This is a genomic window from Mycolicibacterium aromaticivorans JS19b1 = JCM 16368 (genome assembly GCF_000559085.1).
In the GTDB taxonomy this organism is placed as follows: Bacteria; Actinomycetota; Actinomycetes; order Mycobacteriales; family Mycobacteriaceae; genus Mycobacterium; species Mycobacterium aromaticivorans.
The window spans coordinates 2,144,542-2,168,154 of the sequence record NZ_JALN02000001.1; the positions used below are offsets into that span (position 1 = coordinate 2,144,542).

Below are 23,613 nucleotides of genomic sequence, written 5' to 3' on the forward strand. Positions count from 1 at the left end.
TCCCCATGCGAACCAATGTGCCACAGCGGCCCACATCATTCAACGTAGCTCGGATAAGCGCACCTCAGCCATGTCGGCGAACAATCGGGAACAAAACAGTTTCCCGAATTGACAAGCCGGTGAGTGCCATCAGCAGACGATCGACGCCCATTCCGGTTCCCGTGGTCGGAGGCATCGCATACTCCATTGCCGCCAGGAAATCCTCGTCGAGTGCCATCGCCTCGTCATCGCCCGCGGCCGCCGCCCTGGCTTGGGCTTCGAAGCGCTCGCGCTGAACGATCGGGTCGACCAGCTCGGAATAGCCGGTGGCCAACTCGAACCCGCGCACGTACAGATCCCACTTCTCCGTGACGCCGGGGATGCTGCGGTGCTGGCGGGTCAACGGTGTGGTCTCGACCGGGAAATCCTTGACGAACGTCGGGGCCCACAATGTGTCCCCGACTGTGTGCTCCCACAGTTCTTCGATCACCTTGCCGTGCCCGTAGCCGCGATCCCGCGGGATCTCCACCTCGAGCCGGTCGGCAATAGTGAGGAGATATTCCAGCGAAGTGTCCGGGGTGATCTCTTCACCGAGGGCTTCAGACAACGACGGGTACATTTCCAGCGCCGGCCATTCACCGTCGAGGTCATAGATTGTGCCGTCCGGCAATGGCACTTGCCGCGTGCCGATCGCCTCATCCGCGACTTCCTGAATAACTTCACGGGTGACGATCGCCGAATCGTCATACGTACCCCATGCTTGATAAGTCTCGAGCATCGAGAATTCCGGCGAATGCGTCGAATCGGCGCCTTCGTTTCGGAAGTTTCGATTGAGCTCGAAAACCTTCTCCAGACCGCCCACCACGCATCGTTTGAGGAACAACTCCGGTGCGATCCGCAGATACAGGTCGGCGTCGAGCGCGTTCGAGTGGGTGATGAACGGCCGCGCTGCCGCACCACCGGCGAGCGTCTGCAGCATCGGCGTTTCGACTTCGAGGAACCCGCGACGATCCAGCGCATTGCGCAGTGCACGGACCACCGCGATGCGTTGCCGGGCCACGGTGCGGGCCTGCGGGCGCACGATCAGGTCGACGTACCGCTGCCGGACGCGCGACTCTTCGCTCATCTCTTTGTGAGCGACGGGCAGCGGACGCAACGCCTTGCTGGCCATCTGCCACGCATCGGCCAGCACCGAAAGTTCGCCGCGGCGGGAACTGATCACCTCGCCGTGCACGAACACGATGTCGCCCAGATCCACCTCGGTCTTCCAGGCTTCGAGGGCATCCTCGCCGACGCCGGCCAGGCTGATCATCGCCTGTAGCTGGGTGCCGTCGCCTTCCTGCAGGGTGGCGAAGCACAGCTTGCCCGAATTCCGGGCGAACACCACCCGGCCGGTGACGCCGACGATGTCGCCGGTGGCGGAGTCGGCTTCCAGGTCGGGATACGCCGCCCTGATCTGGGCCAGCGAATGGGTTCGCGGCACCGCGACGGGATAAGGGTCTTTTCCTGCGGCCAACAAGGCCTCGCGCTTGCCCTGGCGAATCCGGAACTGCTCGGGGACGTCGGAGTCCGAGTGGTCGGTTTCCGGAGTATCAGCAGAGCTCACGACGTGCCAGCTTAAATGAGGTCATGGCGTCCCTCATAAACGCGGCCGCGGTCACAGCCCTGGCGGGCGAACGAGTGGACTGGCGGTTCAAGGGGCTGCCGGCCTCCTGGTCGGGGCTGACGGTGGCCCAGATCTGTGCGGGGGCGCCCGACCTGTTCGACGCCGGACCGCTGGGCCCGGTCTGCACGCTCTCCGATACTGCGCTGCGGCACAACCTGGCCACGATGGCGGGCTGGTGTGCCCGGCACGGGGTCGAGCTGGCGCCGCACGGGAAAACCCACATGTCGCCGCAGCTGCTGGCCCGGCAGTTCGCGGTCGGTGCATGCGCGGTGACCGCCGCGACGATCAGCCAGGTGCGGACCTACCGCGCATTCGGGGTCCGCGAGGTGGTGCTGGCCAACGAACTGGTGGACGCCGCGGCCCTGGCGTGGCTGGCTGCCGAACTGGACAGCGATCCCGAGTTCCGGCTGATCTGCTGGGTGGATTCCACGCGTGGGGTGGCGCTGATGAGCAAGGCACTGCAGGCCGCGGGCGCGCGACGCCCGCTGGATGTCTGCGTCGAGCTGGGCGCAGTGGGCACCCGCACCGGCTGCCGCGACGACGCAAGCGCCGATGCGGTGGCCGCCGCGGCGGTCGCCAGTCCGCGGCTTCGTCTGGTCGGAGTGGCCGGCTACGAGGCCGCCCTGGGCCACGACGTGTCGCCCGACGGTGTCGAGCGGGTCCGGGGTTACCTCGAGTGGGTTCGCGCGGCGGCAACCAGGCTGGCGCCTCTGTGTTCGGATATGGTCGTAACCGCCGGTGGCAGTACGCATTTCGACCTGGTCGCCGAGGGGCTGACCGGACCGTGGCGCACGCTCCTGCGCAGCGGGGTGTATCTGACCAACGACGACGGGCTCTATCTGCGGACCTCGCCGCTGACCAGGCCCGGTGCGCAGCCGGGCGGGTTCATACCGGCGATGCACGTGTGGGCTCAGGTGTGTTCGCGGCCCGAGGCGGGCCTGGCGTTGTTGACGATGGGCCGCCGCGACGTGTCCTTCGACGCAGATCTCCCTGTGCCACGACGACTTCGAATCGGCTCCGACTGGACGGATCTCGCGGGCTGCGAAGTCGCCGCGCTCAACGACCAGCACGCGTTCCTGCGGCTGTCGCCGGCCGCCCAGGACGTCGTCGAGGTCGGCAGCTGGATCGAGTTCGGGGTATCGCACCCGTGCACGGTGTTCGACAAATGGCAGCTGATCCCGGTCCTCGACGAGCACGGCCGGGTGATCGATCTGGTGCGGACGTTCTTCTAGCGAGCCGATTTGATCCGGCGCTGATTGTCGCGGTTGCGTTCGTAGACCATCCGCAGGCCGTCCAGGGTGAGGTGCTGGTCGTAGTGCTGCACGGTGTGCAGATCAGGCAGCATCAACGGGGCGGTGTGACCGGTGGCGACGACCGCCACGTCCGAGCCGGCGAAGCCGTCGACATCCTGCCGGATCCGGTTCACCAGACCGTCGACCAGACCGGCGAAGCCGAACATCGCACCGGCCTGCATGCACTCCACGGTGTTCTTGCCGACGACCGACCGCGGCCGCGTGAGCTCGACGCGCCGCAACGCCGCCGACCGTGCGGCCGCAGCATCCGAGGACACTTGCACGCCGGGCGCTATTGCGCCGCCGAGGAATTCGCCTTTGGCCGATACGACGTCCACACAGATCGAAGATCCGAAGTCCACCACGATGGCGGCGGAGGAGAACTTGGCGTAAGCGGCCAGGCAGTTCACGATCCGGTCGGCGCCGACCTCCTTCGGGTTGTCGACCAGCAGCGGAATCCCGGTGCGCACCCCAGGTTCGATCAGCACATGCGGCACGGCGGACCAGTACTGCTCGAGCATGACGCGCACCTCGTGCATCACCGAAGGCACGGTGGACAGGCCGGTCGCACCGGTCAGGCGTTCGGAGTCGTCGCCGATCAATCCCTCGATGGTGAGCGCGAGCTCGTCGGCGGTCACTTCCGGCTCGGTACGGATTCGCCAGTGCTGCATGACTTTCGCATGGTCGCCGGATCCGGAGATCAACCCGACGACGGTGTGGGTGTTGCGGACGTCGATCGCCAGCAGCACGGTCAGCTCACCGTCCGCGGCGACAGCAGACCGGTGACGTCGTCCGGCACATGCGCCGGGTCGTCACCGAGATCTATCTGCCGGTTGTCCGCGTCGACGAACACGACCCGCGGCCGGTACTCCCGCGCCTCGGCATCGGTCATCACGCCATAGGCGATCAGGATCACCAGATCACCGGGGTGGACCAAATGCGCCGCCGCCCCGTTGATTCCGATCACCCCGGTGCCGCGCCGCCCGGTGATCGCGTAGGTCTCCAGCCGCGCACCGTTGTCGATGTCGACGATGGTCACCTGTTCGCCTTCAAGAAGGTCGGCGGCGTCCATCAGGTCGGCGTCGATGGTCACCGAGCCGACGTAGTGCAGGTCGGCGTGGGTGACGGTCGCGCGGTGGATCTTCGACTTCAGCATCGTCCGGAACATCAATTTCTCCAGGTGATTTCGGGGTGACCACCGTTGCCGCCGACGCCGGGCGGTGCGGTGTCGGTGGACAGATCGACGGCGATGTTGTCCAGCAGTCGGGTGGCGCCCAGTCGGGCAGCGATCAACAGCCGGGCCGGGCCGGACGGCGGCGCCTGATCAAGCCACGGCCCCCGCAGTTCCAGGTAGTCGACCTCGATGGCGGGCACCTCGTCGAGCACCGCCCGAGCGGCGTCCAGCGCTGCATCGGCGCCGCCGGCCGCTGCCCACATGCCGGCCAACAGGGCCGAGGACAACGCGCAGGCCTGTTCGCGTTCCTCAGAATTGAGGTAGCGATTGCGCGAGGACATGGCCAGCCCGTCAGCCTCGCGGACGATGGGTACACCGACGATGCGGACATCGACATTGAGGTCGTCGACCATCTGGCGGATCAGCACGAGCTGCTGGTAGTCCTTTTCGCCGAAGAACGCCCGGTCCGGCCGCACGATCTGCAGCAGCTTCAGTACGACGGTCAGCATTCCGGCGAAATGTCCTGGCCGAGAAGCGCCTTCAAGCTCGCCACCTAACTGACCGGGACGCACTGTGGTCCGCGGGCCGTCTGGATACATGGCAGACGCGCTCGGGGCGAAGACCACCTCGACGTCTTCACCGCGCAACAGCTCAAGGTCGGATTCCAGCGTTCGTGGATAGGCGTCGAGATCTTCGCCGGCGCCGAACTGCAAAGGATTGACGAAGATCGACACCACGACCACCGCACCCGGCACTTTCTTGGCTGCGCGCACCAGAGACAGGTGACCGTCATGCAGCGCGCCCATCGTCGGCACCAGCATCACCCGCCTGCCGGTGTGGCGCAGCGCCCGGGTCACATCGGATACCGCTTGCGGCGTCTGGTACAGGTTAAGTTGCCCAGCAATGAATTTCGGCGGTGTCATGGCCGCCACCCTTGTCCTGACCAGTTCGCCAACACCTCGACAACCTCCTCGGGGGCGTGCGCGCGCTGGGCGGTGCGCAGTGAGTTCGCGCAGTAAGACTGGGCCAGTTCGGGATTCACCGCGTCAAGTGCAGCAAGATGGCCGGCTACCGCAGCCGCGTCGCCGCGGGCGACCGGCCCCGTCAGCGCCGCCTGCCCGCGCTGCAGCGTGTTCTCCAGGGCGGCACGCGCCAGCGGGCCCACGATCCGCTCCGCCAGGCCACCAGGCGCGTCACCGACCAGTTCCTGCCCGAGCAGCTCCTGGCCGGATACCGCCGCTCGCAATGCATCCAGCGCATCGGCCACCACCGTGACGAGGTGATTGCTGGCGTGGGCCAGGGCCGCGTGATACAGCGTGCGCGCATCCTCGCGCACCCCGAACGGCTCGCCGCCGATCTCGAGGACCAGCGACTGGGCGATGGCATAGCCGATCTCATCGGCCGCGGTGACGCCGAAGCAGCTGTCGGACAGCCGGGCGATGTCCTCATCGGCGCCGGTGAACGTCATTGCCGGGTGGATCGCCAGCGGGACGCACCCCAAATCGGCCAGCGGCGCCAGGATCGCAACTCCGTTCGCGCCCGAGGTGTGCACGACGATGGTTCCGCGGCGCACCGCACCCGTCGCCGCCAGCCCCCGCACCAAGCCGGGCAGCTCTGAATCGGGAACCGTCAACAGCAGCAACTCGGCCCGGTCGGCGACGTCGGGCACCGGCAGGATCTCGGTGTCGGGCAGCCGCCGTTCGGCGAGCCGGCGCGACGCCACCGAGATCGCGCTGCACGCGACCACCACATGTTCGGCCCGCTCCAACGCGACGCCGAGGGCGGTGCCGACACGGCCGGCCGACACGATGCCGACCTTGAGCCGGGCCGGGCGCAAGCCGCTGGGGGTCCCCACGTAGACGACCTCGCTGACGTCAATGAGTTGTTCGTTCCAGTCCTGTGCCAGGTACCGGACGGTCGAGGACAACTCTAACTCGCCCCGATTCGCGACCTACTCGTCGCGTCGACGCCGCCTGCCGCCCTCCCCGGGCGTGGCATTGGCCTGCAGCCGGGCCAGCAGGTCGGCCACCGACTGGCCGCCGGTCTGCTCGGCGTCCCGGGCCCTGCGCCGCGGCTCCTCCTCGGTCCCGCGGTGCCGGGCCGGAGGCGGTGGGGTGGTCATGGCGGGCTGGCCGGGGCTGTCGACGGAATGGCGCGACCGCGGGGCGGCGGGTTCCGGCGACGGCTGCATCGCGGGTTCGGGCCGCGCGTCCGGCTGCGGTTCCGGCCGGGGTTGCTCGATTGGCGCCGCCTCCTGCGGCGGGGTCCAATGCCGACCCCGGGGCGCGTCAACGGGAGATCCCTGCGCCGCGGCCGACGGCACGACGAAACCGTTGTCGGCGTTGGCAACCCAGTTGCTGCCCGGCGAGCCCGGCGGTAGCCAGCGCCCGTCGGGTTCGACCGGTCGCCATTCCGCACCCTCAGTCGACGGGCGCGGCGGCTCGGACTGCGTAGATTCTGGCGCCAGGGCCGCGGCCGCGGCGGCGACGTCGGGGTCGGGCGGGGGTGGCGCGAACGGTCGCTCCGGCTCGACAGCCCGCCCGGCGTTCCGCTCGCCGTTGTCCCACGGCCGCCGGTGCGAACCAACCGGCTCGGGTTCGGGTTCGGGCTCGACCCGACGGCGGCGCCGCGGCGACGGCTGCGGCTGCTCCGGATGCGACGAGACCAGCGGCTCTTCGGGAACGTCGATGATCGGGTTCTCGGCGGTGCGGCTGGCCGTGTCCGGCGGCCGGACCGGGGTGATCCGGCTGCTCTCGACACGCCCGGGCACCGGCGGCATGGTCGTAGTGTCGCGGGTCCAGTCGGCGGCCCGATCGCCCTCGAGCGCCGGCCGGTCACCCAGGTCGGCGTCGAATATCATCTCCAGATTTGCCCGCAACGCCGCCAGCTCTGCCCGCAGCGCGGCGACCTCGTCGGCAGCCTGCTCACGCAGCTCGGAGGCGAGCTCCCGGCGCAGGTGCGATTCGACGCTGAGTTCGTATTCGCGACGGGCCGAGATCTCCCGGTCGAGCTGCAGGTCGTAGACCAGCTTCAGGTCACGCGCCCGGGCGGCATCGATATCGCTCTGCCTGCGGTACATAACGGAGACGAATGCCCCGATCACCGCGGCCCACAACGACAGGATGACCGCCAGCTTCAGCAGCTCGACGCGAGTGGTGAAAACCAACGCGGAACTGGCCGCAATGGCAAGGACCAGCAACACCGTCAAGAGCAGCCAACCCGGCCTGCGGCCGCCGCGCCGATTCTTGGCGCCGCGGGACAGAACGGTCATGGGCTGACTGTACCCGCGCGACGTCCGTCCGCGTGTCGTCGAGCTGCGGCGATTCGCCGCCTTCGCACTATTCCCGGGCGGCGTCCGGATCGTCGGTCGGGTCGCCGGGCGAGCGGCAGCAATACTCCAGCCAGAGCGCAGCGGCCACCAGCGCGAGGGCACTGACTACCGCGATGACAGCACCGGGGATGAAGGTGCCGGCCACGTGCTCAGTCCGCCTGAGCCATAGGTAGACCAGCACGCCGACCCACCAGCCCAGCATCAGCGCGCCGACCCACGCGGAAGCTTTGGCGATCGCGACGCTGCGTGCGACAGCCAGCGGGTGCAGCCGTCCGCCGCCGACACCGATCTGCCCGTCTCGGATTTTCGTCCGCACAGACACCCCCCAGGCGCCCTCGAGCGCGGCGACCGCCAGTAAGGACAGTCCAGTCCACGCTGTGATCGCAGGAAAGTCGCGGTACAGCACCCGCATCAACAACCAAGCCAGGATCGCGACTCCGACCGCGGCGATGGTGAGATCGCGTTTACGTGTCGGCCCCATCAAGCGCCCAGCCGAAGCACGAGAGGGGTCAGGCGCACTCCGTCGCGGTCCACCGCATCGAGCTCGGCCAGCAGCCGGTCGACCCGCTGGCTCTCGCCGCCCACGGTGAGCTCGGCGTCGGGGTCAACGGCCAGCCATGGCACCATCACGAAGGCTCGCATGTGGGCCAGCGGATGCGGCAGGGTCAGCCCCTCGTCCCGGGAGAAGACCTCGGTATCGCCGTCATGACAGGTGACGAGGTCCACGTCGAGGGTGCGCGGTCCCCACTTCTGCTCACGGATGCGGTCGTTGGCGTTCTCCAAAGCCTGTGCGCGCCTCAACCATTCGTGACCGTCGGCCTCGGGGTCGTCGGCCACCACGACCGCGTTGAGGAACGGGCCCTGCTCGACACCGCCCCAGGCATCGGTTTCGTAGACCGGTGACAGCGCGCGCACGGTGTCGCCGAGCCCGTCGACGGCGGCCTGCAGCCGCGCCACCCGGTCACCGAGATTGGAGCCGATCGAGAGCACAACGCGGGTCACAGCTCACCGTCGAGGGGAACGATCTGGCCCCGTCCGCTGCGGCGAGACCGCCGTGCGACCACTGCAACGTCGGTGAACGTCAACGGGATCGGCGCGTTCGGCTTGTGCACCACCACCTCGACGGCATGCACCCGCCGGTCGTTCATCACGTCTTCGGCGATCTCGCCCGCGACCGTCTCGATCAGATTGCGCGCCGGGCCGCCGACGATGGCGGCCGCGCGCTGGGCCAGCGTCCCGTAGTCGACGGTGTCGGCGAGGTCGTCGCTGGCGGCGGCGTCGGCCAAGTCGATCCATACGGTGATGTCGACGATGAAGTCCTGTCCGTCACGGCGCTCGTGATCGAAGACGCCGTGGTTGCCGCGGACCGTCAGGCCGCGCAGCTCGATCCGGTCAGCCATCTGCACCTGCTTGTTCCCGCCCGCCAGCCCATGCTCCAGCCACTTTGAGCGCGTCCACGCTGGCGCGCACGTCATGCACCCGGACCCCCCAGGCGCCGTGGACCGCGGCCAGCGCCGAGATCACCGCGGTCGCGGTTTCGCGACCGTCCGGCGGTCGGACGGTGCCGTCGGCGTCGGCCAGCAGCGAGCCGAGGAACCGCTTGCGGGACGCACCGACCAGCACCGGGATTCCGGTCGCGACGAACTCCGGCAGCGCGTGCAGCAACGCCCAGTTGTGGTCGGCGGTCTTGGCGAACCCCAGGCCCGGATCGATGATCAGGTTCTCCTGATCCACGCCCGCCGCGACGGCGGCGTCGACACCGGCGAGCAGATCGTCGCGCACCTCGGTCACCACGTCGCCGTAGTCCGGCACATCGTGGGGATGCTCGGTCCGCACCGAGCGCCAATGCATCAGCACCCAGGGCACCTTCGCCTCAGCCACCAGCGGCGCCATCACCGGATCGGCCTTGCCGCCGGAGACGTCGTTGACGACGGTTGCGCCGTTGTCCAGCGCGGCGGCCGCGACAGCCGCGTGCATGGTGTCGATGCTCACCGTGATCCCTTGGGCGGCAAGCTCTTTGATGACGGGTATGACGCGGGCGGACTCGACGGCGGCGTCGATGCGCACCGCACCGGGGCGGGTGGACTCACCGCCGACGTCGATGATGGACGCACCCTGGGCGACCAGGGCCAGTGCGTGTTCGACGGCGCGGGCCGGGTCGAGATAGCGTCCGCCGTCGGAGAAGGAGTCGTCGGTGACGTTGACAACTCCCATCACCAGGGTGCGCGGTCCGTGTGATTGCGTCATTTACGCAAGATGAGATCCAGCGCCTCGGATCGCGATGCATGGTCGGACTTGAACTGTCCGCGGACCGCCGATGTCGTCGTACTCGCACCCGGCTTGCGCACCCCGCGCATCGCCATGCACAAATGCTCGGCCTCGATCACGACTATCACCCCGCGCGGCTTGAGCTTGCGCATCACGGCGTCGGCGATCTGGGTGGTCAGCCGTTCCTGCACCTGGGGGCGCTTGGCATACAGATCGACCACCCGGGCCAGCTTCGACAGTCCGGTCACCCGGCCGTCCTCGCCGGGGATGTAGCCGACGTGCGCGACACCGTGGAACGCCACCAGGTGGTGCTCGCAGGTGGAGTACATCGGGATGTCCTTGACGAGCACGAGTTCGTCGTGTTGTTCGTCGAAGGTGGTGTCCAGCACCGCGTCCGGATCGGTGTACAGCCCGGAGAACATCTCCTGGAAGGCCCGCGCGACCCGCGCCGGTGTGTCCTGCAGACCGTGCCGGTCGGGGTCCTCGCCGACCGCCAGCAGCAGTTCACGAACAGCGGCCTCGGCCCGGGTCTGATCGAATACAGGGGTCTCCAACGTGCTCGCGTTGGGCTGCGCCATCGAAGCTCCGTTCGTCATCAGCCGTGGGACTCATGATTCGACCGGCCCCCGTCGTCACCCGAATCGTCCTGCGGCTTCGCATGCTGACCCGGGTGGCTGGGGGAAGGATACGGCTGATAGGGCGGATATTGCTGGCCCTGCTGCGGATGCGGCTGGCCCCAACCGGGCTGCGGCGGGTACCAATATCCGCCCTGCTGACCGTGCGGCTGGCCTTGCTGGCCCTGCTGCGGGCCACCCTGCGGCGGCCAGCCGGGGGCATGCCAGCCGGCCGGTGCGCCGTAGTCGGGCTGCGTCGAGCCCGGTTGCGGCTGCTGGCCGGCGTGCGCGCCGTTGCCGTTTCCGCCGCGCGGCGCCTGCGCCTGCGCACTGGCCTGCGCGATCGCCTTCTTGAAGGCAGGCTCGGGCATCGGCTTGGGCCACGGCTCGCCACGTTCGATGGCCAGCTCACCCGGGGTCTTGATCGGCGGCTTGTCGGACGGGATGCGTCCGCCGAAGTCGTCGAACACCGTCAGGCGGGGCCGCTTCTTCACGTCACCGAAGATGGCTTCCAGCTCCTTGCGGTGCAGCGTCTCCTTCTCCAGGAGCTCACCGGCCAGGGTGTCGAGCACGTCGCGGTATTCGGTGAGGATCGCCCACGCCTCGGTGTGCGCGGCCTCGATCAGCTTGCGGACCTCGTCGTCGATGTCGCGGGCGACCTCGTGGCTGTAGTCCGACTGGGTGCCCATCGTGCGGCCCAGGAACGGATCGCCGTGCTCGGTGCCGTACTTGACCGCGCCCAGCTTGGCGCTCATGCCGTACTCGGTGACCATCGCGCGGGCGATCTTGGTGGCCTGATCGATGTCGGACACCGCGCCGGTGGTCGGCTCGCGGAACACCAGCTCCTCGGCCGCGCGACCGCCCATCGCGAACACCAGCCGGGCGATCATCTCCGAGCGGGTCATCAGGCCCTTGTCGTCCTCGGGTACCGACACGGCGTGGCCGCCGGTACGGCCGCGGGCCAGGATCGTCACCTTGTAGATCGGTTCGATGTCGGGCATCGCCCAGGCTGCCAGGGTGTGCCCACCCTCGTGGTAGGCGGTGATCTTCTTCTCCAGCTCGCTGATCACGCGACCCTTGCGACGGGGTCCGCCGATCACCCGGTCGACGGCTTCCTCCAGCGCGGCCGCGGTGATGATGGTGCCGTTCTCGCGGGCGGTGAGCAGCGCGGCCTCGTTGATGACGTTGGCAAGGTCGGCGCCGGACATGCCGACGGTGCGCTTGGCCAGTCCGTCGAGGTCGGCGTCGGGGGACATCGGCTTGCCCTGCGAGTGCACCCGCAGCACAGCCTTGCGGCCGGCGAGGTCGGGGCTGGTGACCGGGATCTGGCGGTCGAAGCGGCCCGGGCGCAGCAGCGCCGGGTCGAGAATGTCGGGCCGGTTGGTGGCCGCGATCAGGATGACGCCCTGCCGGTCGCCGAAGCCGTCCATCTCGACGAGCAACTGGTTCAGTGTCTGCTCGCGCTCGTCGTGGCCGCCGCCCATACCGGCGCCACGCTGGCGACCCACAGCGTCGATCTCGTCGACGAAGATGATGCACGGGCTGTTCTGCTTGGCCTGCTCGAACATGTCGCGCACCCGGGAGGCGCCGACGCCGACGAACATTTCGACGAAGTCCGAACCCGAAATGGTGAAGAACGGAACTCCGGCCTCGCCGGCGACCGCGCGGGCCAGCAGGGTCTTACCGGTTCCGGGCGGACCGTAGAGCAGCACGCCGCGCGGGATCTTGGCGCCGAGCGCCTGATACCGCGACGGGTTCTGCAGGAAATCTTTGATCTCGTACAGCTCCTCGACCGCTTCGTCCACGCCCGCGACGTCGGCGAAGGTCGTCTTGGGCATGTCCTTGCCCAGCTGTTTGGCCTTCGACTTGCCGAAGCCGAAGCCCATCCGACCGCCGGTCTGCATGCGGGAGAACAGCACGAACAGGCCGACCAGCAGGAGCAACGGAAGCATGTAGACCAGCAGCGAACCCAGGATGCTGCCCTGGTTCACAACGGTGTTGGTCTTGATGTTCTTGGCGCTCAGCGCGTTGAACAGGTCCACCCCGTACCCGGTCGGGTACTTGGTGATCACCTTGTTGGAGTTCTCGGTGTCGCCGTTGCCGTTCTTCAGCTCGAGGCGGAGTTGTTGCTCGCGGTCGTCGATCTGCGCGCTCTTGACGTTGTCCCCGGTGATCTGCGACATCGCCACCGACGTGTCGATGGGTTTGTAACCCCGGGTGTCGTCACTGAAATAGAAGAACGACCAGCCGAGCAACAGCACGACGGCAATCACCGTGAGTGTGCGGATCACGTTTTTGCGGTTCATCAAGCATCGGCCGTTACGGCCCGGTCCTTCCGATATGCGCAGCTGGGATAGTTCAGGCTACCGCTAGGACAACGTGGGCAACGCGCATGAGGGTTTCCGTCAGGCTTTGGTAGCTGTTCGCTGTGCGCCGAACGGACACTTCCGGGCCGCCCGAAGCTGTGCTTGGCTGGCACCGTGCTCGCTCCGACCGAACGGTTAGTCGACGTCGCCGAGGTCCGGTTGCGGGTGCTCGAAGCCGGTGACCCGGGCGCGCCCGTGGTGGTGCTGGCGCACGGCTTCCCCGAGCTGGCGTACTCGTGGCGACACCAGATTCCCGTCCTCGCCGACGCCGGCTACCACGTACTGGCACCCGACCAGCGCGGCTACGGCGGATCGTCGGCACCCGAGGCGATCGAGGCCTACGACATCCACCGCCTCACCGGCGACCTGGTGGCCCTGCTGGACTCCGAAATTGGCGGCGGCGCGGCGCAGGCCGTGTTCATCGGCCACGACTGGGGCGCAATGGTGGTGTGGCATACCGCGCTGCTGCATCCGGACCGGGTCCGGGCGGTCGCCGGCCTGAGCGTGCCGCCGATCCCGCGGGCGCGGAGCCGGCCCACCGAGCGGTGGCGGGAGAAGTTCGGCGACGACTTCTATATGTTGCGGTTCCAGGAACCCGGCAGGGCCGACGCCGAGATGGCCGCCGATGTGGCCGCCACCATGCGCGAGATGTTCGCCGACCTCTCCCCGTCGGCGCCGCCCGGGTGGATCAGCGACGCCGAGTTCGACCACTACGTCGCCGAGTTCGGCAGGACCGGATTCACCGGTGCGCTGAACTGGTATCGCAACTACGACCGCAACTGGGAGTCGACGCCTCAGCTCGCCGGCGCGCACATCACCGTGCCCGCGCTGTTCGTGGGCGGTACCGCAGACCCGATCGCGCCGACGATGAATCCGGCCCGCGCCCGTGAGGTGGTGGCCGGGCCGTACACCGAGCGGTGGATCGACGGCGCCGGGCACTGGGTGCAGCAGGAGCGCCCCGAGGACGTGAATCGGATCCTGTTGGAGTTCCTACGCGAAGTGGAGTCGTCGTGACGCAAAAGCCGCTGAACTTCGGAGTGTTCATCACGCCGTTTCATCCGGTAGGGCAATCCCCAACCGTCGCACTGGAATACGACCTGGAGCGGACGGTCGCCCTGGATCGGCTCGGGTTCGACGAGGCGTGGTTCGGCGAACACCACTCCGGCGGGTACGAATTGATCGCCTGCCCGGAGGTGTTCATCGCCGCCGCCGCCGAGCGCACCAAGCACATCCGGCTGGGTACCGGCGTGGTGTCGCTGCCCTACCACCATCCGCTGATGGTCGCGGACCGCTGGGTGCTGCTCGACCACCTGACCCGGGGCCGGGTGATCTTCGGCACCGGGCCCGGCGCATTGCCGTCGGACGCGTACATGATGGGCATCGATCCGGTGGAGCAGCGGCGGATGATGCAGGAGTCGCTCGACGCGATCCTGGCGTTGTTCCGCGCCGGGCCCGACGAGCGGGTCGACCGGCACTCAGATTGGTTCACCCTGCGCGACGCGCAGCTGCATATCCGGCCCTACACCTGGCCGTATCCGGAAATCTCCACGGCCGCAATGGTTTCCCCATCGGGTCCGCGACTGGCCGGACAGCTGGGCACCTCGCTGCTGTCGTTGTCGATGTCGGTGCCCGGCGGGTACGCGGCGCTGGAGGACGCCTGGGGTGTCGTGGTCGATCAGGCCGCCAAGGCCGGCCGGCCCGAGCCCGATCGCTCGACGTGGCGGGTGCTCGGGATCATGCACCTGGCCGACACCCGCGAGCAGGCGATCGAGGACTGCACCTACGGACTGCAGGATTTCGCAAACTATTTCGGCGCCGCCGGGTTCGTACCGCTGTCCAATGACGTGGAGGCCGCAGAGCAGTCCCCACAGCAGTTCGTCGCCGACTATGCGGCCGGTGGCAACTGCTGTATCGGCACACCCGATGATGCCGTCGCCTACATCACCGATCTGCTGGACCGCTCGGGCGGCTTCGGCACGTTCCTGATGCTCGGCCACGACTGGGCCGACCCTCAGGCCACCTACCACTCGTACGAGTTGTTCGCGCGAAAAGTCATGCCGCACTTCAAAGGACAGCTTCAGGCGCCGCGAGCGTCGCACGACTGGGCGCAGCGCAAACGCAACGACCTGTTCGGCCGCGCCGGTGAGGCGATCATGAAGGCGATCGGCGAGCACGCCGGCGAGCAGGCTTAGCTGAGGTCCGGAGGCGTTGACGCCGCACACAGCTGCTCGACGTAGCTCAGGTGGCCAAGGTCGGCCAGGATGCGGCGCGCGACCGAGCCCTCGGCGCGGCTGACCGCCAGCCACAGATGGTCGAGGCCGGTCATCGGAGATCGGGTGTCCCGAGCAAGTTCGGCAGCACCGATGAGTACCGCCTTGGCATGAGAGCTGAAGGTCAGGTGGATATACCGTGGCGACTCCCGCCGCTGGGCGCCGGTGATCCGCTCGAACTGCCGTTGAATCGTCTCTACGATCACGGCGCGTTTGTGCAGTGCCGAGCTGACCGCATTCGAGGTGTCGGCGACCAACCCGATCAGTACGTGTGCGGACCCCACGAGGTCGCTGGCATATCCGTAGGCCTCGCTGTACGCGCGATTGACCACGCTGCGACCCTCAGAACTCAGACCGGAGAGGGCAGTTGCAACCCGAGCCGCGACGAGATCCTCGCCCGGAAATGCATCTCCAGCAACCATACTTACATATTGTACAATATTCACGTATGGTTCTTCACCCGGCTCGCCCCCGCGGCCGTCAAGCCACGTCGCCGAGCAGGTCCGGACGCGTCATTCTCTGAACTGTCCATACCGGAGCAGCGTGTTCACCGACTCCTCCCAGCGGCTCAGCTGCTCTGGGGTCCACAGCGGTTCTGGCAGGTGGCGCTCAATATGTCGGCGCAGGATGATCGCGCCGAACACCAGTATCGTCGGGTTCAACGCTGCCCAGACCACATCGAGGTTTTCTCGCGTGGCCCCGATCTCCGCCAACTGCTGCCAGTGGCTCACGACGATCCCCACCGTCGCGTCAAAGAACGCGACCCCGGAGTCGGTCCCGTCTACCAGCAAACGAGCGAGATAGTCGACGACGGCTCGGTGGTCCGATAGCAGTGAGCCCACTCTGCTACCCATCTCCAGCACAGCCTCGGTAGGCGAGTCGGGTAACGGCTGTGTCATCGCGGCGCCGATGACCGCCATCACATGCGCGTCGACGGCCGCGATCAAGCCGTCCTTCGAGCCGAAATGGTGCTGTACCAACCCGACCGAGACACCCGCGGAGTCCGCGATCATCTGCAGTGTCGCCTCAGCGGCGCTTTGCTGGGAAAACACCTCCATCGCAGCGTCGAGGATCCGGTCCTGTCTCGACCGGTCTGAGCGACTCCCCGAGTTCACATGTCCCCTTTCACCTTGCCGACCCGACTCAACCGTCAATAACGACCATAGGTCTGCGCGATTCGGGCCGTGGACACACATCGAGGGCAGAGCAAGACCGTCGACGACCGGTGGTTACCCGCTCAGCTGCGCAGGCAAGCAGGCCTAGACCGCCGTACGCTCGCCCGGCGTGAGCCAACGGGCGTTCGTGAGATCCGACAGTGCCTGGCGCGCAACGGCTTCCGGCTCGGCAAGTGCGTCCAGCCCCTCGTCGTGCACCGAGAACACCTTCCGCGGCCGCGGCGGGCGGGTCACCTCGAGGCCTCGCGGGCGGTCCTGGCGATTCGCCAGCCGTCGAGCTCGATCAGCGTGGTGGGGCGGCCGAGTTGAGTCAGCTGCAGCTTGGCCATCCCAAAAATCCAGCGCGCCACGCTACGGTGTCTCCTATGCCCATCGCCGGACGTCGTGTCGTTGTTGCGCTGGCCTCGATGGCTACGGCCGCCGCCGTCCTCACCGGCTGCGACTCGGCTCCCGCGGTGCCCGCCAATCCGCGGCAGGTCACCGTCGTCGGCTCCGGCGATGTGAAGGGCGTGCCCGACACCCTCACCGCCGACGTCAGCGTCGAGGCAGCCGCAGCCGACGTCACCACTGCGATGAACCAGGCCAACGACCGCCAGAACGCGGTACTCAATGCGCTCAACGCCAGCGGCGTCGACAGCAAGGACATCAGTACCACCGGCGTGAGCCTGCAGCCCCAGTACGGCGACAACTCGGTGATTACCGGCTACCGGGCGAGCAACTCGATCCAGATCAAGATCCGCAAGCTCGACACGGCCTCGCAGGTGCTGGCCAACATCGTCAGCGCCGGCGGCGACGCCACCCGGATCAACTCGGTGAGCTACTCCATCGAGGACGACGCCAAGCTGGTCGGCGACGCGAGAGCCCGGGCGTTCAACGACGCCAAGCAGCGCGCGCAGCAGTACGCCGACCTGTCGGGGCTGTCACTGGGCAAGATCATCTCGATCTCCGAGGCACCCGGCGGCACACCCCCGACTCCCCCGGTGCCGATGCCCGCGCCGCGCGGCGCGATGGCCAGTTCGGTTCCGCTGGCGCCCGGCCAGCAGACCGTGAGCTTCTCGGTGACGGCGGTCTGGGAGCTCAGCTAGAGGATCATTGAGATCGACGAAATGGCGCGCTCCACTCGGACTTTCGCAGCCACCCGCCGGCGTGGGCAGAGCGGGAACCGACTAGCCCTGATACACCTTCGGCTCGAGCGTGCCGATGAAGGGCAGATCACGATAGCGCTCGGCGTAGTCCAGGCCGTAGCCGACCACGAACTCGTTCGGGATGTCGAAGCCGACGTATTCGATGTCGACATCGGCACGCACTGCGTCGGGCTTGCGGAGCAGCGTGCACACCCGCAGCGATTTGGGATGGCGGGTGGCCAGGTTGCGCAGCAGCCACGACAACGTCAGTCCGGAGTCCACGATGTCCTCGACGATCAGCACGTCGCGGTCGTGGATGTCGCGGTCGAGATCCTTGAGGATCCGGACCACCCCCGACGACGACGTGGAGGATCCATACGAGCTGACCGCCATGAACTCCAACTGCGTGGGCAGCGGGATCGCGCGCGCAAGGTCGGTGACGAACATCACCGCACCCTTGAGGACGGTCAGCAGCAGCAGATCCTGACCGTTCAGTGAATCGGCGTAGTCGCGGGCGACTGACGCCGCCAGCTCAGCGGTCCGGGTGTGAATCTGCTCTTGTGACAACAAGACCGATTTGATGTCCCCGGGGTACAGCTCGTGCGCCGACACGTCCACACTGTGCCACGAGCAAGGCCAGACAACCAATCTCACACCGATTGCGTGTACATCATCAGCCTGCCGTCACGTCGGGCGGCGAACAATCTTTGCTGCCGAAGCTCCGAGCCGATCGCCACTCCGCCCTGCCCGCGCCAGGCGGTGACCAGCGCGTCCACCGCGCGGATCTGCTTGTCGGTGAGGTTGGTCGCGCCGCCGCCCAACAGCCAGCCGCGGATCACCCGGCGCCGCACCGCGGTGGGCAGCGCGGCCAACGCGGAGACCGCGACGCTGTCGCCGGTGTCGCCGAGCGCGTCGGCCGCCAAGGCGGCCCAGTCGTCCAATGCATCGGTGTCCTCCCGCAGCGCGGCCGCGGTTCGGGCCAGCGCCTCGGCAACACCACCGCCGAGCACGTCTTCGAGCACTGGCAACACCTCGGTGCGCAGCCGAACCCTGGTGAACCGGTTGTCGTGATTGTGCGGGTCGTCCCACGGGGTGAACCCGAGCTCGGCGCACGCGGCATGGGTGACGGCGCGGCGCACCCCCAGCAGCGGCCGGTACCAAGGCGGGTCGCAGGCCCGCATGCCTGCGATCGACCGCGGTCCCGAGCCGCGGCCGAGCCCCAGCAGCACGGTCTCGGCCTGGTCGTCGAGGGTGTGCGCCAGCAGCACCGGCGCGTCGGCGCGCGCGGCGTCCAGCGCGGTGTAGCGCGCTGCGCGCGCGGCGGCCTCCGGGCCGCCGTCGGTGCCGACCTGTACCCGCAGCACCCGGGCATCCACGCAGCCGAGGTCGTGCGCCTGCCTGCGTGCGGTCTCGGCGACCCGCTCGGAGCCGGGCTGCAAGCCGTGGTCGACGATCAGGGCCGTCGTCGGCAGGGCCGCGGCGGCCGCCGCCGTGAGCGCAAGGGAGTCCGGTCCACCCGACAGCGCGACGCACCACGACGTCGCGCCGGGCAGGTGCTCGGTCGCGAAGCCGGCTGCGCCGGCCCGCAGCGCGGCTACAGCACCCGGTCGATCCACCGCTGCGGATCCTCGATCTCGTCGGGCAGCGGCAGGGTGTCCGCACTCGTCCACACCGTGTTGAACCGGTCCATCCCGACCCGGTCCACCACGTGGTCGACGAACGCCTTGCCGCGGGTGTACTGGCTGAGCTTGGCGTCCACCCCGAGCAGCGCCCGCAGCAGCCGCTGTAGCGGCGGCTGCTTGCGTTGGCGGCGTTGATCGAACCGGTTCCGGATGGTCTGCACCGACGGCACGACGGCCGGGCCGACCGCGTCCATGACGTGGTCGGCGTGACCTTCGAGCAGCGTGCCGAGGACGAGCAGCTGATCGAGCGCCACCTGCTGCGGCTCGGACTGCACCGCGCGCATGAACCCGAGGATGCCCGCGTCATTGGCACCCAACTCACCCCCGCGCCGCTTCTTCACGAAGTCGGCCAACCGCCCCACCACCTGGGTCAGGTCGTCGGCCGTATCGGAGGTCAGCACCCCCAGCGCCTGCGACATGTGTTGTGCCAGCCAGGGATTGGCGGAGAACTGCACGCGGTGGGTGACCTCGTGTAGGCACACCCACAGCCGGAAGTCGGCCGGCGACACCCGCAGTTGGCGCTCGACGGCGATCACGTTCGGGTAGACCAGCAGAAGCAGGCCGTCCTCGGTGCCGGTGTCGGCGAACGGGTCGTACTGGCCGAGGATCCCCGAGGAGATGAACGCCAGCACGGCACCGGTCTGCGCGCCGGTCACCCGTCCGGTGACCGGGTTGCTCGGGCTGTCGGTGCCACCTGTCATCACCCGCATCGAATCCGATGCCGCCCGGATCCAGCCCTGACGATCGACGATGCGCGCTTCGGCGACGGGGGCGTCGCCGCCCATCCGGGTGACCTCGCGGACCGGGCGTTCGGCTTTGCGCGCCGCGACAGACAGTTCGTCGACGGCCTGGCTGCGGGTGTAGTCGGTGGCGGCCGGTCCAGGCCGGGCCAGCCAGGCGCCGACATCGCCGGCGAAGGCCCAGTCCACGGCGCGGCCCACCGTCACCTGCGAGCTCATGAGCCGCACCCGCAGGTCCGCAGAACGCTGGCCAGTGCGTCGAGGGCCACCCGGCCCATCGGGCCGGCATCGTTGGAGAGGAACGCGAACGTCAGCACCCGGCCGCTGTTGTCGGTGACCACCCCGGCCAGGGTGTTGATCGCCGTCAGCGACCCGGTCTTGGCCCGCAACCAGCCCGCCGACGCTCCCTTGGAGTCACCGCCGAGGAAGCGGTCCGACAGCGTTCCGCTGCCGCCGGCGATCGGCAGGACGTCCAGCAGTGGGCGCATGGTGGGCTGATCGGGTCCCGCGGCGGCCTGGACCACCTCGTCGAGTGTCTTGGCGGTGACCCGGTCCAGCACCGACAACCCGCTGGAGTCGAACAGCGTGGCACCGGTCATATCGACGCCGGCTCCGGAGAGCTTGGCGGTGATCGCGTCGACCGCGCCGGCGAAGCTCATCGGACGTCCACCGGCCTTGGCGACTTCCCGGGCAATCGACTCGGCCATTACGTTGTCGGAGGCGTTCATCATCTGCCGCAGCCGCTCCATCAGCGGTGCGCCCTGCACCGCCGCCAGCTGCTTGCCGGTGGGCGGCCTGGCCGCCATCGTGACCTTGGCCGGGTCGACGCCCAGCGCGCTGGCCAGAGCACGGCCGGCGTCCAGGGCGGGGGTCCGGGACCGGGCCGAATCGACCGTGGTCGGCTGGATGCGACCGGCGTCGATCATCACCGACTGAATCGGGGCGATGTCGCCGCCGTCGATGTCGGCGGGATCCCAGCCGGGCGCGAAATCCGGTCCGCTGTACCGGGAATCGTCCACCTGCACCGCTGTCGCTGTGACTCCGCTCTTGCGCACCTGGTCGGCGAGATCGCTGATCCGGGCGGCCCCGCGATACCAGGTCTCTTGGCCGGCCGGGGCGGCAGAGAGGATCGGATCGCCGCCGCCGACAAGCACCACCACGCCGGGCTGGGTGGTCTGGTCGGCCGCGACGACAGTCGTGGTGACCCGCTCGTCGCGGTTCAGAGCCAGCAGCGCAGCGCCGGTGGTGAGCGTCTTGTTGGTCGAGGCCGGCAGCAGCGGGACGTCCGCGCGATGCTCCCAGAGTTGGGTGCCGGTCTGCGCGTCGGTGACCCGGCCGCCGACGTTGCCGAGATTGGGATCGGCGACGGGCAGGGCCAGCGCGGCGGTCAGACCGGCGGCGGTGGGCACCGGCGCGGTATCGGACACCGGGACCACACCGGGACTGGCGGTCACCAGTGCGTGACCCGGCGGGGCCTGCGCGCTGCTGGTGTCACCATGCGTCAGGATGGCGGCCACCGCGACGACGGCCGCAACCAGCGCGATCACCGCCACGGCGAGCACCACGTGGGTGGAGCGCCGCCATTGAGTCGGCCTCATCGCTCTCCTGACTCTCGTTTCGTCTCATTGTGCCGAACCACCGTGTGGTGCAGGCCAGCGCGGGCGTTAGGGTAGGCCGCGTCGCCGTCGGCGGGTTGGGGGTTCCCCCAGCCGAAGGCTAGGGGCGGGCGAAGCGACCGGGGATAATCCCGGCGGGCAGGTGTCAGCGGAAATAAGGAGTCGCACGGTGGAGTTCGACGTCACCATCGAGATCCCGAAGGGTCAGCGCAACAAGTACGAGGTCGACCACGAAACCGGACGGGTCCGCCTTGACCGCTACCTCTACACCCCGATGGCCTACCCCGCGGACTACGGCTTCATCGAGGACACCCTCGGCGAGGACGGCGACCCGCTGGACGCACTGGTACTGCTGCCGCTGTCGGTGTTCCCCGGCGTGCTGATCGAGGCGCGCCCGGTCGGCATGTTCAAGATGGTCGACGAGGCCGGCGGCGACGACAAGGTGCTGTGTGTGCCTGCCGGGGACAACCGCTGGGATCACATCCAGGACATCGGTGACGTGCCCAAGGACGAACTCGATTCGATCCAGCACTTCTTCACCCACTACAAGGACCTCGAGCCGGGCAAGTTCGTCAAGGGCTCCGACTGGGTCGGACGGGCCGAGGCGGAGGCCGAGGTGGAGCGCTCCCGCGAACGGTTCGCCAAAGAAGATCACTGAGGGCTGACCGCCCTGGTGAGAAAGTTTGCCTGGCTGTAACAATCGGTAACCCGGTTGTCCTATGGCTTTTCGATGATGAACTGGTGTTGATGCACCAAGGCATCGGTCTCGAGGCCTTCAACGAGCTGCCGGACAGTAAAGCTGTCCACGCGCTCTACGAGTGCTGCAACAGCGTGACCCTGGCTCGCGACCTGACCCGGGGCCGCCCCTACGCCGACCGGGACGAACTGTTCCGCCGGGCCGACGACTTGCTGTTCTCGCTGTCAGAGTCCTCGGTCGACGACATTCTGCAGGCCTACCCGCATGTCGGGCGGCGCCCGGGCAGTACGAAGTCGCAGGCCGAGCAGTGCTCGGTGTGGGATTCCTCGCCCGAGGTGATGGCCGAACTCACCTCGGCGGTCACCGAGTACAACAAGCATTTCGGTTTCGGGTTCGTCATGCACATCGGCGGTTTGCCACGCGAGGTGTGCGCCAAGTCGGTGATCGCCGCCGTCCGCGACCGGATGCACCACGACCCCGAAACCGAGCGCAAGGTCGTGTGCAACGAGCTGGCGCGGATCAACCGCAGCAGGCTCGAACGGATGCTCGGCCCCGAGGGCGGCTACGACAACTGGGGCTAGGGTGCAACCGTGGCCCTGCCGATGGATCCGGAAGTACTGACCCTGCTGCAGCCGTTGATGGATGCCGCCGCCGCTCTCGAGCCGCCCCCGATCGGGGACGTGGTGACCCGCCGCGAGCGGGCTATCCCGTTGTTCCAGACGCTGGGCGCATCCCGCGAGCCGGTCGACGGTGTCGAGGTGTCGCGGCACACGCTGCCCACCGCCGACGGTGCGGAGCTCGATCTGGCGTGGTACTTCCCAACGTCGGGGCTGCCCGGCAGTGCCGTGCTCTACCTGCACGGCGGCGGCATGATCTACAGCCTGGCCGAGACCGCTCCGGCCTATGACACGGCGATGCGTGGCTATGTCGCGGCCACCGGCGCCCCGATGCTTCTGGTGGATTACCGTGTGGCGCCGGAGTTTCCGGACCCGACGCCGGTCGAGGACTGTTATGCCGCGCTGTGCTGGCTGGCCGAGAACGCCGCCGATCTGGGCGTCGACCCGGCTCGTATCGCGGTGGCCGGTGACAGCGCAGGTGGCGGGCTGGCTGCCGGGGTGAGCCTGCTGGCCCGCGACCGCGGCGGCCCGGCGCCGGCCGCGCAGGTACTGATCTATCCGATGCTCGACGACCGCACCACCACCCCGGATCCTGAGCTGGCACCGGAGTTGCTGACGTGGAACTACAACGACAACATCACGGGTTGGGGCGCGCTCCTCGGCGAGCGCGCCGGCGGCGATGACGTGTCGATCTACGCCGCACCGGCCCGCGCGCAGGTCCTGACCGGACTGCCGCCGACCTACCTCGACGTTGGCGATCTGGACATCTTCCGCGACGAAAACATCGCTTACGCCGCACGTCTTGTCGCTGCCGGTGTGCCCACCGAACTGCACGTGCATCCCGGCTGCCCGCATGCCTGGGAGGCGTTGGCCCCCACAGCGGCGGTGTCCGAGCGCGCGGTCGCCGACCGGATCCGCCGGCTGCGCGCCGTCTGACTTCCGACAGCGCTTGTGGCCGTGGCGAACTCGGCGATCAGATCGGCCTGCACGTCAGGCGCGTCG

General features: G+C 68.3%; 25 protein-coding genes. 7 read left to right on the top strand and 18 right to left on the bottom strand.

Annotated features, from left to right (window positions below; all coding sequences use genetic code 11):
• Nucleotides 1-64 precede the first annotated feature (64 nt).
• Complete coding sequence (lysS, locus tag Y900_RS10440) at nt 65-1,585, bottom strand: lysine--tRNA ligase (RefSeq protein ID WP_036341783.1); 1,521 nt, start codon at nt 1,583-1,585, stop codon at nt 65-67.
• A 23-nt stretch (nt 1,586-1,608) separates the two neighbouring features.
• Here lysS and Y900_RS10445 point away from each other — a divergent pair, with 23 nt between their 5' ends.
• Entirely contained in the window at nt 1,609-2,877 is a 1,269-nt protein-coding gene (locus Y900_RS10445) for an alanine racemase (RefSeq protein WP_036341784.1), read from the top strand.
• Here the strand turns inward: Y900_RS10445 and Y900_RS10450 are convergent.
• The 11 genes from Y900_RS10450 to ftsH all read right to left on the bottom strand — a co-directional run bounded on the left by Y900_RS10450 (nt 2,874) and on the right by ftsH (nt 12,630).
• Complete coding sequence (locus Y900_RS10450) at nt 2,874-3,686, bottom strand: type III pantothenate kinase (RefSeq protein WP_036341785.1); 813 nt, start codon at nt 3,684-3,686, stop codon at nt 2,874-2,876. The two genes, Y900_RS10445 and Y900_RS10450, sit on opposite strands and share 4 nt — an antisense overlap.
• A 2-nt stretch (nt 3,687-3,688) precedes the next feature.
• The gene (gene panD / locus Y900_RS10455; RefSeq protein ID WP_036341786.1) at nt 3,689-4,105 is read right to left on the bottom strand and encodes an aspartate 1-decarboxylase; all 417 of its coding nucleotides are present in this window, start codon (nt 4,103-4,105) and stop codon (nt 3,689-3,691) included.
• On the bottom strand, nt 4,105-5,043 hold the full coding sequence (gene panC, locus Y900_RS10460; RefSeq protein ID WP_420329752.1) for a pantoate--beta-alanine ligase: 939 nt from the start codon (nt 5,041-5,043) through the stop codon (nt 4,105-4,107). Before panC ends, panD begins: the two co-directional genes overlap by 1 nt.
• Nucleotides 5,031-5,966, bottom strand: coding sequence for a Rossmann-like and DUF2520 domain-containing protein (locus tag Y900_RS10465; protein WP_036346385.1), 936 nt, complete (start codon nt 5,964-5,966; stop codon nt 5,031-5,033). The genes panC and Y900_RS10465 overlap by 13 nt, the downstream gene beginning before the upstream one ends.
• 96 nt (nt 5,967-6,062) lie before the next feature.
• The gene (locus Y900_RS10470) at nt 6,063-7,382 is read right to left on the bottom strand and encodes a DUF6779 domain-containing protein (RefSeq protein WP_036341787.1); all 1,320 of its coding nucleotides are present in this window, start codon (nt 7,380-7,382) and stop codon (nt 6,063-6,065) included.
• 67 nt (nt 7,383-7,449) lie between these two features.
• Nucleotides 7,450-7,923 carry a DUF3180 domain-containing protein gene (locus Y900_RS10475; RefSeq protein WP_036341788.1) on the bottom strand — a complete coding sequence of 158 codons (474 nt, stop codon included), beginning with the start codon at nt 7,921-7,923 and terminating at the stop codon, nt 7,450-7,452.
• On the bottom strand, nt 7,923-8,444 hold the full coding sequence (gene folK / locus Y900_RS10480) for a 2-amino-4-hydroxy-6-hydroxymethyldihydropteridine diphosphokinase (RefSeq protein ID WP_036341789.1): 522 nt from the start codon (nt 8,442-8,444) through the stop codon (nt 7,923-7,925). Before folK ends, Y900_RS10475 begins: the two co-directional genes overlap by 1 nt.
• Complete coding sequence (folB, locus tag Y900_RS10485; RefSeq protein WP_036346386.1) at nt 8,441-8,842, bottom strand: dihydroneopterin aldolase; 402 nt, start codon at nt 8,840-8,842, stop codon at nt 8,441-8,443. The genes folK and folB overlap by 4 nt, the downstream gene beginning before the upstream one ends.
• Nucleotides 8,835-9,689, bottom strand: coding sequence for a dihydropteroate synthase (gene folP, locus Y900_RS10490; protein ID WP_081845058.1), 855 nt, complete (start codon nt 9,687-9,689; stop codon nt 8,835-8,837). Before folP ends, folB begins: the two co-directional genes overlap by 8 nt.
• The gene (folE, locus tag Y900_RS10495) at nt 9,686-10,288 is read right to left on the bottom strand and encodes a GTP cyclohydrolase I FolE (protein WP_102807395.1); all 603 of its coding nucleotides are present in this window, start codon (nt 10,286-10,288) and stop codon (nt 9,686-9,688) included. Before folE ends, folP begins: the two co-directional genes overlap by 4 nt.
• Before the next feature lie 17 nt (nt 10,289-10,305).
• Nucleotides 10,306-12,630 (bottom strand): ATP-dependent zinc metalloprotease FtsH, encoded by a 2,325-nt coding sequence (gene ftsH, locus Y900_RS10500; protein ID WP_036341792.1) that lies wholly within the window; start codon nt 12,628-12,630, stop codon nt 10,306-10,308.
• A 174-nt stretch (nt 12,631-12,804) separates the two neighbouring features.
• On the opposite strand from ftsH, the gene Y900_RS10505 reads away from it, so the two are divergent.
• Nucleotides 12,805-13,704 (top strand): alpha/beta fold hydrolase, encoded by a 900-nt coding sequence (locus Y900_RS10505; RefSeq protein WP_036341793.1) that lies wholly within the window; start codon nt 12,805-12,807, stop codon nt 13,702-13,704.
• A complete protein-coding gene (locus Y900_RS10510; protein WP_036341794.1) occupies nt 13,701-14,882 on the top strand; it encodes an LLM class flavin-dependent oxidoreductase in 1,182 nt (393 codons plus the stop codon). The genes Y900_RS10505 and Y900_RS10510 overlap by 4 nt, the downstream gene beginning before the upstream one ends.
• On the opposite strand, the gene Y900_RS10515 is transcribed toward Y900_RS10510, so the two are convergent.
• Nucleotides 14,879-15,382, bottom strand: coding sequence for a Clp protease N-terminal domain-containing protein (locus Y900_RS10515; RefSeq protein ID WP_081845059.1), 504 nt, complete (start codon nt 15,380-15,382; stop codon nt 14,879-14,881). The two genes, Y900_RS10510 and Y900_RS10515, sit on opposite strands and share 4 nt — an antisense overlap.
• 90 nt (nt 15,383-15,472) lie before the next feature.
• Nucleotides 15,473-16,075, bottom strand: a complete 603-nt coding sequence (locus tag Y900_RS10520) for a TetR/AcrR family transcriptional regulator (RefSeq protein ID WP_036341796.1) — start codon at nt 16,073-16,075, stop codon at nt 15,473-15,475.
• Between the two features lie 425 nt (nt 16,076-16,500).
• Between Y900_RS10520 and Y900_RS10525 the strand changes: the two genes are divergently transcribed.
• A complete protein-coding gene (locus Y900_RS10525) occupies nt 16,501-17,220 on the top strand; it encodes an SIMPL domain-containing protein (protein ID WP_036341797.1) in 720 nt (239 codons plus the stop codon).
• Nucleotides 17,221-17,301: 81 nt separating this feature from the next.
• Here Y900_RS10525 and hpt read toward each other — a convergent pair whose 3' ends face one another.
• Genes hpt through dacB form a run of 4 tightly spaced genes read right to left on the bottom strand, consistent with a single transcriptional unit; the run spans nt 17,302 to nt 21,279 of the window.
• The gene (hpt, locus tag Y900_RS10530) at nt 17,302-17,871 is read right to left on the bottom strand and encodes a hypoxanthine phosphoribosyltransferase (RefSeq protein WP_420329753.1); all 570 of its coding nucleotides are present in this window, start codon (nt 17,869-17,871) and stop codon (nt 17,302-17,304) included.
• A gap of 38 nt (nt 17,872-17,909) precedes the next feature.
• Nucleotides 17,910-18,875, bottom strand: coding sequence for a tRNA lysidine(34) synthetase TilS (gene tilS / locus Y900_RS10535; RefSeq protein WP_036341798.1), 966 nt, complete (start codon nt 18,873-18,875; stop codon nt 17,910-17,912).
• Nucleotides 18,854-19,900, bottom strand: coding sequence for an Rv3626c family coenzyme F420 biosynthesis-associated protein (locus Y900_RS10540; protein ID WP_036341799.1), 1,047 nt, complete (start codon nt 19,898-19,900; stop codon nt 18,854-18,856). Before Y900_RS10540 ends, tilS begins: the two co-directional genes overlap by 22 nt.
• Entirely contained in the window at nt 19,897-21,279 is a 1,383-nt protein-coding gene (gene dacB / locus Y900_RS10545; RefSeq protein WP_081845060.1) for a D-alanyl-D-alanine carboxypeptidase/D-alanyl-D-alanine endopeptidase, read from the bottom strand. The genes Y900_RS10540 and dacB overlap by 4 nt, the downstream gene beginning before the upstream one ends.
• Nucleotides 21,280-21,466: 187 nt before the next feature.
• Here dacB and Y900_RS10550 point away from each other — a divergent pair, with 187 nt between their 5' ends.
• The 3 genes from Y900_RS10550 to Y900_RS10560 all read left to right on the top strand — a co-directional run bounded on the left by Y900_RS10550 (nt 21,467) and on the right by Y900_RS10560 (nt 23,547).
• Entirely contained in the window at nt 21,467-21,955 is a 489-nt protein-coding gene (locus Y900_RS10550; RefSeq protein ID WP_036341801.1) for an inorganic diphosphatase, read from the top strand.
• A gap of 89 nt (nt 21,956-22,044) precedes the next feature.
• The gene (locus tag Y900_RS10555; RefSeq protein WP_036346388.1) at nt 22,045-22,575 is read left to right on the top strand and encodes a 2-oxo-4-hydroxy-4-carboxy-5-ureidoimidazoline decarboxylase; all 531 of its coding nucleotides are present in this window, start codon (nt 22,045-22,047) and stop codon (nt 22,573-22,575) included.
• A gap of 9 nt (nt 22,576-22,584) precedes the next feature.
• Nucleotides 22,585-23,547, top strand: coding sequence for an alpha/beta hydrolase (locus Y900_RS10560; RefSeq protein WP_036341802.1), 963 nt, complete (start codon nt 22,585-22,587; stop codon nt 23,545-23,547).
• The last annotated feature ends 66 nt before the right edge of the window (nt 23,548-23,613 follow it).

Excerpts from the sequence above, each read along its gene's own strand:
- folE (WP_102807395.1), bottom strand. The coding sequence starts at position 10,288 with ATGGCGCAGCCCAACGCGAGCACGTTGGAGACCCCTGTATTCGATCAG.
- folB (WP_036346386.1), bottom strand. The coding sequence starts at position 8,842 with ATGGCTGACCGGATCGAGCTGCGCGGCCTGACGGTCCGCGGCAACCAC.
- dacB (WP_081845060.1), bottom strand. The coding sequence starts at position 21,279 with ATGAGGCCGACTCAATGGCGGCGCTCCACCCACGTGGTGCTCGCCGTG.
- Y900_RS10525 (WP_036341797.1), top strand. The coding sequence starts at position 16,501 with ATGCCCATCGCCGGACGTCGTGTCGTTGTTGCGCTGGCCTCGATGGCT.
- Y900_RS10445 (WP_036341784.1), top strand. The coding sequence starts at position 1,609 with ATGGCGTCCCTCATAAACGCGGCCGCGGTCACAGCCCTGGCGGGCGAA.
- Y900_RS10540 (WP_036341799.1), bottom strand. The coding sequence starts at position 19,900 with ATGAGCTCGCAGGTGACGGTGGGCCGCGCCGTGGACTGGGCCTTCGCC.
- ftsH (WP_036341792.1), bottom strand. The coding sequence starts at position 12,630 with ATGAACCGCAAAAACGTGATCCGCACACTCACGGTGATTGCCGTCGTG.
- Y900_RS10515 (WP_081845059.1), bottom strand. The coding sequence starts at position 15,382 with ATGGTTGCTGGAGATGCATTTCCGGGCGAGGATCTCGTCGCGGCTCGG.
- folP (WP_081845058.1), bottom strand. The coding sequence starts at position 9,689 with ATGACGCAATCACACGGACCGCGCACCCTGGTGATGGGAGTTGTCAAC.
- Y900_RS10475 (WP_036341788.1), bottom strand. The coding sequence starts at position 7,923 with ATGGGGCCGACACGTAAACGCGATCTCACCATCGCCGCGGTCGGAGTC.
- panD (WP_036341786.1), bottom strand. The coding sequence starts at position 4,105 with ATGTTCCGGACGATGCTGAAGTCGAAGATCCACCGCGCGACCGTCACC.
- Y900_RS10470 (WP_036341787.1), bottom strand. The coding sequence starts at position 7,382 with ATGACCGTTCTGTCCCGCGGCGCCAAGAATCGGCGCGGCGGCCGCAGG.
- Y900_RS10555 (WP_036346388.1), top strand. The coding sequence starts at position 22,045 with ATGCACCAAGGCATCGGTCTCGAGGCCTTCAACGAGCTGCCGGACAGT.